This is a genomic window from Silvimonas terrae (genome assembly GCF_014202765.1).
GTDB classification, from domain to species: Bacteria; Pseudomonadota; Gammaproteobacteria; order Burkholderiales; family Chitinibacteraceae; genus Silvimonas; species Silvimonas terrae.
On the sequence record NZ_JACHHN010000006.1, the window covers coordinates 104829 to 121037 of the forward strand.

The following is a 16209-nucleotide window of genomic DNA, read 5'->3' on the forward strand; positions in this document are numbered from 1 at the left end:
GCGGAGAGCGTGAATCGCAAGAGGGATAAAAAATGACGATCGGGTCAGAGCGCACAGAGCGCTTTTCGGGACACGAATCTTTCGTTTGCCGTTATGGCTGGCTACCCAAAATATATCGCGCAGTGCTGGCTGATGCACGTGTGCTCCGAAACGAAGAGCAGGCGATGGTTGCACTGGGTATTGGTAGGAACATGGTTAAATCGCTCCAGTTTTGGGCTGAAGCAACGGGAGTGATCAGGCCTAGCGGTGAGGGTGGACATGCTCCGGGCCCAGTCGGTGGGCGCTTGTTTGGCGACCTTTGGGATCCGTACCTTGAAGCACAAGAGTCCCTTTGGCTAATTCATTGGCAGTTGACAACGCGCGCTGGACTGGCTGCATGGAGCGAGGTTTTTGGAGAAGGAGGGACAATCCGCTTTGATCGTGCCCGTCTGATTCAGGCGCTCGGCCAGCGGAGTGCTCCCTTGGTTCGCGCTTTGGCTCCGTCAACACTTGAACAACACGCTTCCATTTTTATTCAGAGCTATCTGCCTTCAGAAAAGAATGCGGACGATACGGCATGGTGTCCTCTTCAGGATTTAGGACTGCTCAAGGCCATGAAAACTGAAGATGGCCGGATACTTTACAGTACCGACGTCCATGTACAGGTAGGCTTGACGCCGCGGGTTTTCGCACTTGCATTGGTCGATTTCTTACTCAGTCAACAGAGAAGCGGAACGGCTGACTTTCATAGCCTTCTCAAGGGGGCTCATAGTCCCGGTGTTGTTTTCAGGCTTAGCGAGCATCAGCTCCGAGTCCTCCTTGAGCGCACTATGGCTGAGCCGCTTCGTGGCGCACTCCGATTCGTAGATACTGCTGATACCCAAAGCATTGTTCTAAAACCAACAGAAATAGATCCGCAGTTCAAGCTGTGGCAACAAGAAGAGGCGCTGGAAAATGTCTGATCAAGTCATTTCCCTGCTGGCACTAGATGGACAGCACACTCGCTCTATTTCCCTTGAGCGAGATTTACATGATGACCGGGTCATCGATAGCTATCTCCTGACGCCGAATAGCATTGGTGCAATCCGCCAGATCGCCAGTGACATGGCATCGGGAAATGCGCAAAGGGCCTGGAAAATTGTAGGCCCATACGGAAGTGGTAAGTCGGCGCTTGGTGTAATGCTTGCGCAGCTCATGGCGGGCCCAGAGCTACATGGTCCGGCTGCGGCGCGTTTGCGTGAGGTATCCGCAAGCACTGCAGATCTTTTTAAAGCTGGACGTCGCTATAGCCTGGCGGTGGTGGGGTCACGTGTCTCGTTTGGGGTGGCCCTGGCTGTGGCTATCTCTGATGCACTTGTCGTGTTGGGCAAGAAAAAAGCACTCGCTGCGGTACAAAAGCAACTTGATATTGCTGGGGGCACTTACAGGAGCCTGCCTTTCAATAGCATTGCAGGTGAACTCGCTTCCGACTTCGCTGCTGCACTTCAAGCCGATGGTTACCAAGGGCTTACCCTGCTGATCGACGAGGTTGGGAAGTTCATCGAATATGCAGCATTGCATCCCTCCGAGGGTGATTTGATTGCTATTCAGCAGGTGGCCGAAGCCGCATGCAAGTATGACGATGACAAATTGGCTGTTATTGCCATGCTGCATCAGCACTTCGCTAGCTACGCGGCTGGTGTTGGACGTGCGTTGGGAGATGAGTGGCATAAAATCTCTGCGCGTTTTGCGGAAATTCCATTTGATGAGCCCGTAGAACGCTATGCCTACTTTGCACGACATGCCTTAGGGGTTACCGGCCAACTGCAACAACAGGCTGAACTGACCACAGAAGCGAAAGAGGTGTACGCGCGTGCAGTTGAGTATGGCGTGCTACGTTCAGCTTCTGAACAGGACGCCACGTTGTTCGAGGAGGCAGAGTGCCTATATCCGCTTCATCCCTTGACGCTAGCCGCTATGGCTACTGTCTCGAAACGGTTCGGTCAAAGTGAACGTACTTTCCATTCCTTTTTGAAGGGCGCGGAGTCAGGCGGGCTTCGTGATTTTGCACAAAGCCATCCAATTGGAAATTGGTATCGTATTACCGATCTCTATGATTTCTTGGCCGGTGGATATGGCCTGCGCTTCAGGGACTTGGGTGCGGAACGTCGATGGGTGTTTGCTCAAGAAGCCATACAGCGCATTACGCAAAACGAAGTTGCTCTGAATGTGTTGAAAGCAATTGCCGTTCTCGAGTTGGTCCAGGGTGGGCTAGGTACGCCAATTAATGTTGAAACCATTGATTACGCGCTGGGCGCTGCCAATGCTCCTGAAATTGCAGCTACTCTTGCACATCTTGTCGAGCAAGGTGTGTTGGTTAAGCGGAAAAGAAATACTGAATTTGCACTCGCGGTTTCTGATGCAGTCAATATCGAAGCGCTCTATGAAGAGGCGGCCCGCCGAAATGAAAACGATTTAATACAAACGGGTATTAACGCTGCACTTTCCAAGCGCCCCGTCGTAGCGAACCGCCACTATGATGAAACGGGCACCATTCGGACAATGGGTGTTCTAGTTGGTACGTCTGAAATCTGGCCCCAACTACCCGACCCCAAGGTGGACGAAGCTCGGCCAGATGGTTGGCTGAAAATCGTTTTGGTCATAGAGGGCTCAGACTCTTCGGTGCGCGCATTGCAGCGCTTGGCAGAAGAGAATGAGGCGCTCTGCGTTAGTGGTTGTTTAGTGCTTTCTGCGGAAGGAAGGTCGGCTCTCGCCGACTACGCGATTTGGCAGGAAATCATGCGGGAAGTGTCGGCCAAGAGGCTTGATCCGTGGTCGACTCGCTATGTAGAGGGGCGCTTGCAAGAAGCTGCAAACCTTGTTGAACGGGCAGTTACGTCCGCGTTGATGCCGTCAGCAGAGCGCCCAGGGCCGACCTATTGGTATCGTGGAGCTGCCATCGAGGGCAGTGAACGGATGAATGCAAGTCAGCTTGCATCTTGGCTTTTCGAGCGTACGTTCTCGAAGGCTCCTCGTATCGTCAATGAATTAATCAACAAGGATAAGCCGGCTTCGCCGATTGTGTTGGCTCGCCAGCGCTTGTTTGATGTCATTCTCGCTGGGGATGTAACGCGGCCGATTTGTGGCCAAGATGAGTACCCGCCTGAGCGACTCATTCATACTTCCCTGTTGCGTGAAACTGGCATCTGGCATGAGCGGGAGGGGCAATGGTCACTTCATGAACCAACAGAACTGGCTGCCAACGATATTCGATTTGTCTGGCAAGCTATTTCCGAAGGCTTGGCTGGTGACGAACCACAAAGCTTTGCGTCTCTGATGGCGATTCTTGGTGCTCCTCCACTAGGCGTTCGCGCGGGTCCGGCGGGCATCTGGATTGTGCTTTATTTGCTTGTAAACCGAAGCCGCTGCGCTGTGTTTGAACGAGGTACGCTTCTCTTGGAGCTTACCTCCGAACATCTCCAACGCATGTTCAAGAGCCCTCAAAACTTTACGTTGCGCGAGCTCTCGAATGTCGGAGACAACACTCGCTTGCTTGCGGATTACCGCAATGCTCTTGCCGCTATCGGTTGCGCCTTGGAACATGATGCGTCTTATCTCGATGTTGCGCGCTCTTTGATTCGCTGGTTTATCCGGTTGCCGGACTTTAGCAAACAGACCCAGCGTGTCGGTAAGGATGCGGCTCTGATCCGCTCAATGCTCAGTAAAACCACTGACCCTATTGCGCTTCTAACCCAAACATTGCGCAAGGCGCATGTGGAATCGAAGTCCAAAGAGTCTTTCTTGACGTGGCTTACCAGTGCATTAACAGATCTGGGTATGGCTTATCGCAAGTTGCAGGAAGACGTTGCTGCAGAGCTGAGCCGCGGTTTCAGAATAAATGGCCCTTTAAGTCGTGTCAGAAACCAGCTTCAAGCTGAATGTAGCAAAGAGGGCGCCACTCTTGCCGATACCAAATTAAAGAGCTTCATTTTGCGTTGCACAGATCTGATTCTAAGCGACGAAAAATGGCTGGATTCAGTTGGCAGCTTGATCGTCCAGCGGCCTCTGGATACTTGGTCGGATGACACCCTGAGTCGGTTTCAAGAGGGGCTGTCCGAACTGTGTGGTCGTTATCAGCGATGGATGCAGGTAGTTATGCGTCGAGGTGTAGCTCCCAGGGCGGCGGATCGTTTTGTTGGGTTGACGCTAACCATGGCAGGTGGGGAAGAGCAGGCCGTTTTTGTTGCGACAACGGATTCTTCGAAAGCCCTTGCGCAAAACGTACTGGCACTTGTGAAGGAATCTGCCCAAGGAGATGCTCAAATGGCTGCAGCAGCCCTTGCACAGGCCATCATGGACTTGCAACTAGCCGCGGACAGTCGCGAAGAGGAAGAGGCCAAACATGGCTGAAGAGAAGCGAGTACGGCATATCCTTAGCCTCTCCGGGGGCAAAGATAGCGCGGCCTTGGCCATCTATATGCGAGACCGTGTTCCCGAAATGGAATATATCTTTAGCGACACCGGTAAGGAGCTCCCCGAGACGTACGAGTACCTGGATCGCATCGCAAGTTACTTGGGAAAAGAAGTCATCCGCCTAAATGCAGATGTTGGCTTTGATCACTGGTACGAAATGTATGGTGGAATGATTCCATCAAATCATCGTCGCTGGTGCACGCGAGCGTTGAAACTGAAGCCGTTTGAAGAGCATTGCGGCGACGATGAGGTGGTCAACTACGTTGGCTTGCGGGCCGAAGAGAATCGTAGTGGCTATATCAGCCATAAACCTAACATCAAGGCCGTATATCCATTTAGAGAAGATGGTCTTGTGCTTCGAGATATTGAGGAAATTCTTCGTACCTCCGGCGTTGGGATGCCGCCATATACCAAATGGGGGCGTACCCGGTCAGGCTGCTATTTCTGTTTCTACCAGCAAAAGATCGAATGGGTTCGCCTCAAGGAGACCTATCCCGAATTGTACGAAAAGGCTAAAGAATACGAAAAGCCGTTTGAAAAAACCGGAAACTTCTTTACTTGGAGTCAAGGGGAGAGTCTTGCGGAAATGGAACGGCCCGAGCGTGTTGAGCAAATAAAGCGTGAACATGTGATTCGTATCCAGCGTAACGCCGCTCGGAAAGAGAACCTGACGCTTGTAGAGGTTTTTGCCTCAGCCGATACAGCTGAAGACGTGGATGAAGACGACAACCAGGGTTGCCTGGTTTGCTCATTGTGACGCGCTATGGCATTTAACGTTAAAGCAAGAGTTCTTTTGGAGCTTGGGGCTGAATTAATCGGTTCGGACGGTATTGCGCTGTACGAGCTAATCAAAAATTCTGTCGATGCAGGCAGCGAGAGTATTGAGATTCGTGTAAACGTGGCTCTGATGGCATCGGGTTATCGGGTGCTGCAATCGAAATTGGCAGCCCTGCCGATGGATGCACGATTGCGGGGAGATTGGCTCGAAGCGGCTGTCCGGCAATGCTTTGAGGCGACCGCTTCCGACAGTCTTCGCTCGGAATTTATCCGTCGCTTAGAAGGTCTAGGGTTGCAACGTGCGGTAATCGCTGCGGAAGAGTTTTACCGCGAATTCTCTTTCATTGAAGTGGAGGATTGGGGCTGCGGCATGTCCATGGACGATCTGCGAACTAAGTTTCTGACAGTTGGCACGCCCAATCGCCACATGGATAGGCAGCGCTTGGGTGCCGCGAGCAAGTTGCTGGGTGAGAAAGGTATTGGTCGGCTTTCTGCCATGCGCTTGGGGCTATTCACTGGCGTGATCAGCGGTGTCGAGGGTGAACACCACTGGAACACATTGGATATCGACTGGTCGACCCTTCGTGACACCCCGGACATGGATCTCGATGAGTTCTCACCTGAGCCAGAAAAGGGGGGAGAGAAAAAGACCAGTGCCTCGGGCACACTTATCCGAATCAGCGACTTGCAAAGCGACTGGTCGCTCGCACGCGTTACCGCCCTCGCGCGGGCCGAGTTCTCGAAACTGCAAGATCCATTCGAAACGTCTGGCGTAGTCCTAGATATCGATCTCTCGTTCAATGGGAAAAAGGTCACGGCAGTCGAGGAGATTGATACTGAATGGCTCAATAAGTGGCATGGCCACTTCAAAATGACGTTCGGTTACAAAAGGGTTAATCCCGACGACGAAGAGGATTTGCGTGAAGCTCCTGTGCTCAGCGGGACGGCTAAGTTTCGGCTCCCCAAGCCGCCGGATGCCGCAGAGCCATTGGATGTGATTGACCAAAAGGACATTGCTGCCTCAGGAGATGGCCTTTACAGTCTTCTTGCATCCAGTGGATATGCGGTCTCTGGAGGCGGAACCTCGATTAATGACGCACCACGGTTTGCGGGAATCGAGACCCTCGGCCCTTTCACGGCAGAGGGCTTCTGGTTCAACCGGCAGCGGGCTCAGCATGAGCTCGGCGACAACTACATTAAATTCAAGACGTGGCTTGAGCAGTGGGCCGGTGGGCTGCTCGTCTACCGCGACGGCTATCGTGTTTATCCCTATGCGGCTCCCGATGACGACTGGCTTGAGCTGGATCAGAGGGCGCTTCGCCGAAAGTCGTTCAAACTGAACCGCGGCCAGTTCGTAGGGTATGTGCGTATCACATCGCTCGGGAATCGAGAACTACGCGATCAGACCAATCGCCAAGGTCTCGTCGATACGCCCGAGAAGCGCGCACTAGTCCAATGCTTGCAGTATGTCATCTGGAAGGAATTAGGTTCGCTAGTAACCCAGCATGAAGAGCGAATGGCAACCAAGTCGCTTACCACCGTGCGCGAAATCGAAAAGCAAGTCACCGAACATGCGAAAGACGCCAAGGTTACGCTGCGAGAACTGGCCAAGCGAGTACCTGACGAACACCAGACCGTCGCCAACCTTCGCGGCTATGTCGAGGAGTTGGAGGCTGCCTGGGCCGCTGCAAAGAAGACCCTGAAGAGACAGGCTAATCAGGCTGACCTCTATTTGCATCTGGCGGGCGTAGGCATGCTACTGGAGTTCGTGATCCATGAACTGAATCGGGTCACCGGCGCCACTTTGCAAGATTTGCAAAAGATGAGCGACAGCGCATTGCCGCCGGGTCTTAAGTCCCTCGCGCGGCAGCTCCAGACGTTGGACAGGCGTCTGCGGATCCTAGATCCGGTGAGCACACCGGGTCGCCAGCGGAAGGAGGATACAGACGTCGTCGAAGTACTGGAGACGCTTCTGGATGCGCATGAGCAGCAGTTTGAAAGGCATCACATCAAAGTGGACCTCCAGCTTAATCCGGAGGGGGCACGCTTGATATCCAAGGTGATCGTCGGCCAGATGTATCAGATCTTTGAGAACCTGATCGTCAATTCCGTTTACTGGTTGAGCCATCACCGGGCGATGAGGCGCTTGGATGGGTACGAAGATTTCGAGGCGACGATCAAGATCGAAGTTGATGCCGACGCGCATGCGATAACGTTCCGGGACAACGGGGCCGGCATCGAGTGGGCGGACCGCGAAAAGATCTTTGAGCCGTTCTTCAGCAAAAAGCCCTCGGGCCGCGGCATAGGCCTCTACATCGTCAGAAGTCTGTGCAAGGAAAATGCGATCACTCTGTCGCTGCTTGAGAGAACGGCGGCAGGAACAATTTCTGGTTTCAAGTTCGAGATGCCATAAGGCACGCAAGGGGGAACGATGGATATCGAGGTAGTGGCCGAAGCGGTGCCCCGCAAGGCTGTCCTGATTGATGATGCTTACCTTCGTCCGTCACCAGAAGACGTGAGGAAAAGCCTTCCTTCGCTGAGAAGCTTTCTGAGGAAGGCTCCTGAGGCCAAGGCGTGGTTCGACGCAACCTTTGGGCTTAGCGGTGGCGCGACAGACCGAGGCTATTTCGATCCTCTGCTCGCTGATCCTCAGCGCACGATTGAGCTTTGGGGTCGAAGGGCAGAGTGTCCGGAGAGCCAGCGGTTTTTGGAGGAAGGGATTGCGGATGTGGTTGCTGATGTCGGTCCGCTGAGACTCCCGCTTGAGCAGATCGAAACCACCCTGATCGCACAGAACTGGGAACTCGTTCGTTTTGGCGCATTGCCCGCACTGGATATAGTTCCCGCAGATGCGAGCCTCGTGGTTATTGACTATGTACTCACCTCGGAAACACCGGAGGACATGGCCGCGAAGGTCGATGAGAGCACCCAGTTCCTGCAAAGTCTCGTCCAGCGCGGGCTTACATCCGAGAGGGGCCTGCCCTTGATAGTGCTGGTTTCCAGCCGCCCAGGGGTCGCAAAGGGAGATGCAGAAGCATTTCGCAAGGCCGTCGGTCTACATGGAGGCTACTTCCACTTCATCCGCAAGATGAATGTTTTGCAAGAGCTTGGGCAACGCATCGACGGGTTCACCGCGGAGGTTGCTGAGCTTGAAAGCTACCGCCGGGTTCACCTGGCGCTAAAAGACGCTCTTCAGACGGCCTGCGAAGCACTGAAGGCAGACATCGACAGCATGGAGCTACAAGACCTCGCTGCCCTGCATGTTGGGCATCTCATTCATGAAGGCGAGCCCCTCAGTGACTATGTAGGTTGGATGCTTGGACAGGCTCTCACCGTCAAGCTTCAAGAGAGCGTGACGCTGGCTGGCGCTTCTGGCAAGTTGCCCCCGGAGAATCATCGCGTGCTGCTCGGACACTTGGAGCCAACCCAAGGGATTCCGAAGCTCTTCACCGAAGCCTCGACTGTTCGAACTGCTTCAGGTCAGCACCACAAGCAGACGACTGGCTCGAGAGAGCTCCGTTTCGGCGATATCTTCGTTGGCAAACTCACCCGGAGAGGTAAGAAGGTCGATCTGACTCAATTCCGTCTGGTTCTTAGTCAGACCTGTGACCTTTTGCAGAAGAAGATTACCAACGGCCAGGTCCTGTGCGCAGAGGGCGTGGGCACGGAAGTACCAAACACAGAAGTTGAATTGATGCGAGCGACCTTGCGTCAACTTGACGATAAGGGGAGTACGCTCATCCGTTTGGAAGACGGCGCGTACTACCAGGTCCGTTGGAACGAAGTGAATTTGATTACTATCGAGCAGACAAAGTTAAAAAAGGAACAAGGCTTCAGGTACGTAGGTCGGTTGAACGAGATTTATGCGCTTGAGGTTCAACACAATGCGCTAAATAAGCTTGGTCGAATCGGTGTCCCCGTGAAGCCGGGCTACAGTTTGGTCTTTGGCGCAGTACGTCTCCGTGTTTGGGGTCCCAAGGGGGAGCTCGCGGCACTCGCAAAATCGCGCGATACCAAAACGGTGACCGCCGTCCTCCGGCCTCTACCCAAGAAACAGGTCGCGATTTTGCTGTCGTCGGATATCAAGCAGTGGCTGGTTGAGCAGCTCGATCAATTGCAGGAGCTGCTTCCAATGGAACTGACTGGGTTCTCAGCGGAATTGAAGGCCTTGATCAAATCAGATAACGACTTCCGCTTGTATTGTCGGCAGGTTGGCAGCGGTGCGCTCGAACTCGGTGTGAACAAGGAGAAAGAAGAGAAGGGCCAGAAGGTAAAAAGCTTGGAATGGCTGAAAAAGTTGTGGGCTGACCTGGGATCGGCAGCGGTTTTCGCTAACCCCACTGTGCCTGCTCAAGGGATTAGGCTGCAAATTGAATTTGATCCGATCTCATGACCGCTGAAGCGTTTTGCGCCTAATAAAGTTACATATTCGTAAGCGTCTGGTCTGAGCCGTGTTGACGATGCCGACCTGATCAGTCCTGCTGTGGGATGTGGCCGATGTGTTCCGCCACGGCCTAGGGCAGCAGTTCATCCACCCTGTTCACTGGATGCTCCGCAATCCGCTCGAACACGTACCGCAGGTACGCTTGCGGGTCGAGGTGATTGAGCTTGCACGTGCCGATCAGGCTGTACATCGCGGCGCCCCGTTCACCGCCGCTGTACTTGGCCTTGTTGTTTGGACAGACTACGGAAACCTCGTTAAGGATTTCTCATTCGTAAGAGTCCAGCTGCCCCACCTAGGCAGTGCTAGGTGAAGGTGTTGGGTGGAGTCCGCGGTTGGCCATAGCGGCAGCAACTTTTCGATGCGGCTGTGGGGTCAAGTAGGGGGCTTTGGTGCTCTGGCGTGAACGTCCGTTTGGCATCAGCGAAACCTGTCACCGGTCCGGGCAAGGTGCTCATCAAAGAATGTCAAAAACGCCGACCACGACAGTTACACGGTCGTACCCAAATGAAATGGTCTGAAACTAACCAGACCATTTCATTTTTTTCACCAGAAAAATTTAGGTTATTGGTAGACATCTCGCATTTTTGTGTCATGCAACATATGTACTGTGGAAAACAAAAAGCCTCCCATTACGGGAGGCTTCCGAACGCGTCCCAAAAATCTAAATTTCTGGGAAAAATCTAGATTTCCGTGGGATCCTACAACATCAAATATCAATATTCCGCGCCACCAGCGCATTCTGCTCAATAAAGTGCCTGCGCGGTTCAACCTGGTCGCCCATCAGCGTCGTGAACACTTCGTCGGCGGCAATGGCGTCATCTACGCCCACCTTCAACAGGCGGCGGACGGTGATGTCCATGGTGGTTTCCCACAGCTGCTCGGGGTTCATTTCGCCCAGGCCTTTGTAGCGCTGGATGGTGACGTTGCGGCGCACGTCGCTCAGCATCCAGTCCAGGCCTTCCTTGAAGTTGCTGATGCCCATTTCGTTATCGCCACGGCGTACTTTTGCACCGGTGGTGATCAGGCCTGCCAGCATTTCGCCGGTCTTTTTCAGCTGGGCGTAGTCGCCGGACAGGACAAAGTCTTCATCAATGTACTGCACTGTGACCACGCCGTGCAGGTGGCGCTCAATCTTGAGCACGCTGCCGGCCTCTTCAAACGGGGTTGCCTTGATGATGAAAGCGGGGTGATTGAGTTGCTTCACCAAGCGGTCAGCAGAGTCTTCTGCGGTGGCCTGGCTGGAAAGATCAATCGGGCCGCAGTACAGCAAGGCGTTCAGGATCAGCGGGTCAATGAACCGGCTGCAACGCTGCATCACTGCAGAGGTCACCAGATACTGGCGCGCCAGGCTTTCCAGCTGTTCCTGGGCGATGGCAGGCTTGCCGTCGCCAGGGATCAGTTCTGCGCCGTTTACGGCCAGTTTCAGCAGGTACTGGTCCAGTTCCTGGTCATCTTTCAGATAGGCTTCGCTCTTGCCCCGCGCGGCGCGGTACAGCGGCGGCTGGGCAATGTAGATGTAGCCACGCTCTACCAGTTCTGGCAGTTGGCGGTAGAAGAAGGTCAACAGCAGCGTGCGGATGTGCGAGCCGTCCACGTCCGCATCGGTCATGATAATGATGCGGTGATAACGCAGTTTTTCGATGTTGAAGTCTTCTTTGCCGATGCCGCAACCCAGTGCGGTGATCAGCGTGCCGACTTCCTGGCTGGAGAGCATCTTGTCGAAACGCGCGCGTTCCACGTTCAGGATTTTACCCTTGAGCGGCAAAATGGCCTGGAACTTGCGGTCACGGCCTTGCTTGGCAGAGCCGCCGGCGGAATCACCCTCGACGAGGTAGATTTCAGACAACGCCGGGTCACGTTCCTGGCAGTCTGCCAGTTTGCCGGGCAGGCCAATGCCGTCCAGGATGCCTTTACGGCGGGTCAGGTCACGGGCCTTGCGGGCGGCTTCACGGGCGCGCGCGGCTTCCACGATCTTGCCGGAGATAATCTTGGCGTCGTTGGGGTTTTCCAGCAAAAAGTCAGACAGCATCTGGCCGATGACTTCTTGCACCACCGGGCTGATTTCGCTGGAAACCAGCTTGTCTTTGGTCTGGCTGCTGAACTTGGGGTCTGGCAGCTTGACGCTTAGCACGCAGGTCAGACCTTCACGCATATCGTCGCCACTGGTTTCAATCTTGGCTTTTTTGGCGATTTCGTTCTGGTCGATGTAGTTGTTCAGCGTGCGGGTCAGTGCCGCGCGCAATGCAGACAAGTGGGTGCCACCGTCGCGCTGCGGAATGTTATTGGTAAAGCATTGCACGGTTTCCTGGTAAGAGTCGTTCCACTGCATGGAGACTTCTACCGACATGCCGTCGCGCTCGCCCGCCGCATGGAAAATATGCGGGTGCAGCACCGTCTTGGCACGGTTCATGAACTCTACAAAGCCGCGCACACCGCCCGCGTAGGCAAAGTTTTCTTCCTTGCCGGTACGGCGGTCGATCAAGGTAATGCCTACGCCATTGTTCAGGAACGAGAGTTCACGAATCCGCTTGGCGAGAATTTCATAGTGGAACTCGACGAGGCCAAAGGTCTCGACCGAGGCCATAAAGTGAACTTCGGTACCGCGCTTGTCAGAGTCGCCCACCACCGCCAGCGGGGCTACGGCCGCGCCCTGGCGGAACTCCATGCTGTGCACATGGCCATCGCGACGGATCGTCAGACGCAGCCAGTCAGACAGCGCGTTCACGACCGAGACGCCCACGCCGTGCAGGCCGCCAGACACCTTGTAGCTGTTCTGGTCAAACTTGCCGCCGGCGTGCAGTTCCGTCATCACGATTTCAGCGGCGGACCGTTTGAACTCGTCGTCTTCCTTGATGGCCGTGGGAATCCCGCGGCCGTTGTCTTCTACGCTGATGGAGTTATCGGCGTGAATGATGACGCGGATGGTGTCGCAATGGCCGGCCAGCGCCTCATCAATTGCGTTGTCCAGAACTTCAAACACCATGTGGTGCAGGCCGGTACCGTCGCCGGTGTCGCCGATATACATGCCCGGACGTTTGCGTACCGCCTCCAGACCCTTGAGGATCTTGATACTGTCGGCACCGTATTCCTGGTTGCCGGCGGGGTTTTGCGGGTTTTGCGGGTCGATGTTTTCACTCATGAGAATGCTTGTTCCTGGACTGCAAGAGTAAGGTTCTGGTCTCTTTCAACAACCAGACTATCTGGCTTGTCAGGTGAGCGAGCCAAAGCAGTTTGTGTTCGCCCGGAGCACAGAAACCGGAATGTACTTTTGGTACATGAGGATTTCGAGCACCGGACGGACGCAAAATGCGCGGGCGCAGCCGCCTGGCGGGCCAGATTTAGATGCGCATTGGCATCACGATGTATTTGAAGTGTTCGTTGTCGGGGATGTTGACCAGCACGCTGGAGGTCACATCGCCAAACACGAAATCGAGGGTTTCTACCTGAAGGTTGGTCAGCACATCCAGCAGATACTGGATATTGAAACCGATATCCAGCGGGGCGCCGGTGTAATCGATTTCCACTTCTTCCTGCGCTTCTTCCTGTTCGTTGTTGTTACACAGGATGCGGATGGTGTTGTCGGTCAGCACCAGACGCACGCCACGGAATTTCTCGTTGGAGAGAATGGCCGCGCGTTGCAGGGCAGACAACAGGGTCTGCCGTTCAATCTTCAGGAATTTGTCGTTATTTTGCGGAATAACGCGCTGATAGTCCGGGAACTTGCCGTCAACGACCTTGGAGTGAATCACGATATTGCCAAAGGCAAACCGGACCTGGTTGCTGGCGATATCAATGGTGACTTCGTCATCAGATTCAGCCAGCAGCTTGTACAGTTCCAGAATAGTCTTACGCGGCAGGATCACTTCGTTCTTGTCGAAGCTGGCATCCAGCTCGGCCGAGGCAAACGAGAGGCGATGACCATCGGTGGCCACCAGCTTCAAAAGATTGCCATCAGTGACAAAGAACAAGCCGTTGAGGTAGTAACGGATGTCCTGGTGTGCCATGGCAAATTGCACGCGGCCCAAGAGGGCTTTGAGCTGGCCTTGCGGCATGCGGATGGTGGCACGCAGGTTGTTATCCACCGCCAGGGTCGGGAAATCACCGGCCGGCAGGGTTTGCAACTGGAAACGGCTCTTGCCGGCTTTCAGTGTCAAGCGGCCTTCGTTGTCTTCAAACGTGACCACGGCGCGGTCCGGAATGGCGCGCAAAATGTCAGAGAGCTTCTTGGCCGACACGGTAATGGCAAAGTCTTCACCAGAGAACCCTTCGCTTTGCTCACTGGCGATCTGGATTTCCAGATCGGTACCGGTAAATGCCAGGGAATCGCCCTGTTTGCGGATCAACACGTTAGAGAGGATCGGCAGCGTATGGCGGCGCTCGACGATACCGGTCACGGTGGCGAGCGGCTTCAGCAGGGCATCACGTTCGGCTTGCAACAAGGGCATGGCTACAGGTCCGCAAAAGTGGGTTCAAATAGGGAAAGATTTTACCCGAAAACCGGCCTCAAGACACGCACTTGCTAGCTTGGCCGGACTGACATCTTTGCCAGCGGCCACCGGGCAGGTGCAAGCGGCGGGTTGGCGTCTTGAAAGTGATTGAAAGCGCCCATCAGCCAGCCGCCACTGCTCGCTTCAAACACCGCTTTGCGGGTTTGCCCCCATCGTCTGACGCACTGCAGCACGTTAATTTCAATGCGGGTGGTTTGCCGCTCTACACTGGATTGAACGCTGCGTCGGAGGATGTATGGGACACCAGGAACACGCTGTCAGCACTGCACACAGTAATGGCGAGGCGCTGAGTCTGGCCCGTGCCATCCTTGATGGCTTTGACTGCCATTACCGCTTGTTCCGGGAGTGCAGCCAAAGTGCCAAGGGCTATTTTGAGGCCGGCGATACCCATGCCCAGCGCGAGACCGTCAAGCGGCGGATTGCCTTCTACGATCTGCGTGTGGACGAGGCGGTTGAACGTATTCTCCAGGAGTTCCACCCGGAAAACCTGCCCGATGAGGTCTGGGCGCGGGCCAAGACGCAGTACATCAGCTTGCTGGTCAATCACAAACAGCCAGAACTGGCCGAGACGTTTTTCAATTCGGTCTGTTGCCGCATCTTGCACCGCACGTATTTCCACAACGATTTCATCTTTTACCGACCGGCCGTTTCCACCGAGTACATCGAGGCGTGGGAGCCGCAGGTTTACCGCACCTATTACCCCACGCGGACCTGGCTGGAAGACACGGTCGAGCGCATCCTGACCGACTTTGACTTCACGCTACCGTTTGAAGACCTCAAGCGGGATGTCCGCTACATTTTGCGGGCCGCACATGCCCATATGGGCCACTGGCCCAAGCTCTCTTTCAACTCGCAAATCCAGGTGATGGCCTCGCCGTTTTATCGCGGCAAAACGGCCTACATCATCGGCCGCGTGATCAATGGCGATCTGGATTTGCCGTTTGCGCTACCGCTGTATCGCAACGACGCCGGCCAGTTGTACGTCGATGCCGCGCTGTTCAATCACTATCACATCCGCCATTTGTTCAGCCTGTCGCGCGCGTATTTTCTGGTGGATATGGATGTCCCGTCGGCCACCGTGCACTTTTTGCACCAGGTCTTGCCAGATTGTTCCCGCGCCGAGTTGTACACCATGCTGGGTTTGGGCAAGCAAGGTAAAACCATGTTTTACCGCGAGTTGTTCCACCACCTGCGTCATTCCAGCGACCGCTTCACCATTGCCCCCGGGATCAAGGGCATGGTGATGATTGTGTTCACGCTGCCGTCTTTTCCCTTTGTGTTCAAGGTCATCAAGGACGTCATTCCGCCGCCCAAAGAGGTGGACCGCAAACTGGTACGCGCCAAGTATCAGATGGTGAAGCAGCACGACCGGGTTGGCCGCATGGCCGACTCCTGGGAGTTCTCTAACGTCGCCCTGCCGCGTGATCGCTGCGATCCGGAACTGTTGAACGAACTGGCGACGCTGGCACCCTCCATGTACGAGGAAGACGGCGATACGGTGGTTATTCGTCACTTGTATATCGAGCGCCGCATGATGCCGCTGAACATCTTGCTGGACCAAAGTCAGGGCCAGATTGTGGAGGACGTGATCCGTGATTACGGCAACGCCCTGCGCGAACTGGCCATTGCCAACATCTTCCCCGGCGACATGCTGTTCAAGAACTTTGGCATTACCCGCGCTGGCCGGGTGGTGTTCTACGATTACGACGAAATCGAATACATGACCGACTGTGATTTCCGCCGTATTCCCCCGCCGCTGGCGCCCGAATATGAGCTCTCTGGCGAGGCCTGGTACACCGGTCACAAGAACGAGGTGTATCCGGAAGAGTTTGGCACCTTCCTCCTCACTCGTGCCGACATGCGTGCGGCGTTCATGAAATACCACGCCGATCTGCTCACGCCCGAGTTCTGGCAGCAAACCAAAGCGCGTATCGGGCGGGGGATTGTGGAGGATTTTTTCCCCTATCCGCAGGACACGCGGTTTTCGGTGCGGTTTGGGGGAGAGGGTGTGTAGCTCGCCGGAGGTTGTCCAGTGCGCGCTACGCTTTC

Annotated in this window: 8 protein-coding genes and 1 pseudogene; 6 read left to right on the plus strand and 3 right to left on the minus strand. The window is 54.9% G+C overall.

Annotated features, from left to right (window positions below):
- Nucleotides 1-32 precede the first annotated feature (32 nt).
- The 5 genes from HNQ50_RS14815 to HNQ50_RS14835 are packed head-to-tail and all read left to right on the plus strand — an operon-like array spanning nucleotide 33 to nucleotide 9601.
- Nucleotides 33-941 carry a DUF4007 family protein gene (locus HNQ50_RS14815; protein WP_184101972.1) on the plus strand — a complete coding sequence of 303 codons (909 nt, stop codon included), beginning with the start codon at nucleotides 33-35 and terminating at the stop codon, nucleotides 939-941.
- Nucleotides 934-4368, plus strand: a complete 3435-nt coding sequence (locus HNQ50_RS14820; protein WP_184101973.1) for a hypothetical protein — start codon at nucleotides 934-936, stop codon at nucleotides 4366-4368. Before HNQ50_RS14815 ends, HNQ50_RS14820 begins: the two co-directional genes overlap by 8 nt.
- The gene (locus tag HNQ50_RS14825) at nucleotides 4361-5188 is read left to right on the plus strand and encodes a phosphoadenosine phosphosulfate reductase family protein (RefSeq protein WP_184101974.1); all 828 of its coding nucleotides are present in this window, start codon (nucleotides 4361-4363) and stop codon (nucleotides 5186-5188) included. Before HNQ50_RS14820 ends, HNQ50_RS14825 begins: the two co-directional genes overlap by 8 nt.
- 6 nt (nucleotides 5189-5194) lie before the next feature.
- Nucleotides 5195-7621 carry a sensor histidine kinase gene (locus HNQ50_RS14830; RefSeq protein WP_184101975.1) on the plus strand — a complete coding sequence of 809 codons (2427 nt, stop codon included), beginning with the start codon at nucleotides 5195-5197 and terminating at the stop codon, nucleotides 7619-7621.
- 18 nt (nucleotides 7622-7639) lie between these two features.
- Complete coding sequence (locus HNQ50_RS14835; RefSeq protein WP_184101976.1) at nucleotides 7640-9601, plus strand: hypothetical protein; 1962 nt, start codon at nucleotides 7640-7642, stop codon at nucleotides 9599-9601.
- A gap of 121 nt (nucleotides 9602-9722) precedes the next feature.
- Here the strand turns inward: HNQ50_RS14835 and HNQ50_RS14840 are convergent.
- The 3 genes and pseudogenes from HNQ50_RS14840 to dnaN form a co-directional block, all read right to left on the minus strand.
- A pseudogene (locus HNQ50_RS14840) lies at nucleotides 9723-9863 on the minus strand (transposase domain-containing protein); the annotation flags it as partial.
- A 495-nt stretch (nucleotides 9864-10358) separates the two neighbouring features.
- Nucleotides 10359-12791 (minus strand): DNA topoisomerase (ATP-hydrolyzing) subunit B, encoded by a 2433-nt coding sequence (gene gyrB, locus HNQ50_RS14845; RefSeq protein ID WP_184101977.1) that lies wholly within the window; start codon nucleotides 12789-12791, stop codon nucleotides 10359-10361.
- 199 nt (nucleotides 12792-12990) lie between these two features.
- Nucleotides 12991-14097 carry a DNA polymerase III subunit beta gene (gene dnaN / locus HNQ50_RS14850; RefSeq protein WP_184101978.1) on the minus strand — a complete coding sequence of 369 codons (1107 nt, stop codon included), beginning with the start codon at nucleotides 14095-14097 and terminating at the stop codon, nucleotides 12991-12993.
- A 298-nt stretch (nucleotides 14098-14395) separates the two neighbouring features.
- On the opposite strand from dnaN, the gene aceK reads away from it, so the two are divergent.
- The gene (aceK, locus tag HNQ50_RS14855; protein WP_184101979.1) at nucleotides 14396-16174 is read left to right on the plus strand and encodes a bifunctional isocitrate dehydrogenase kinase/phosphatase; all 1779 of its coding nucleotides are present in this window, start codon (nucleotides 14396-14398) and stop codon (nucleotides 16172-16174) included.
- The last annotated feature ends 35 nt before the right edge of the window (nucleotides 16175-16209 follow it).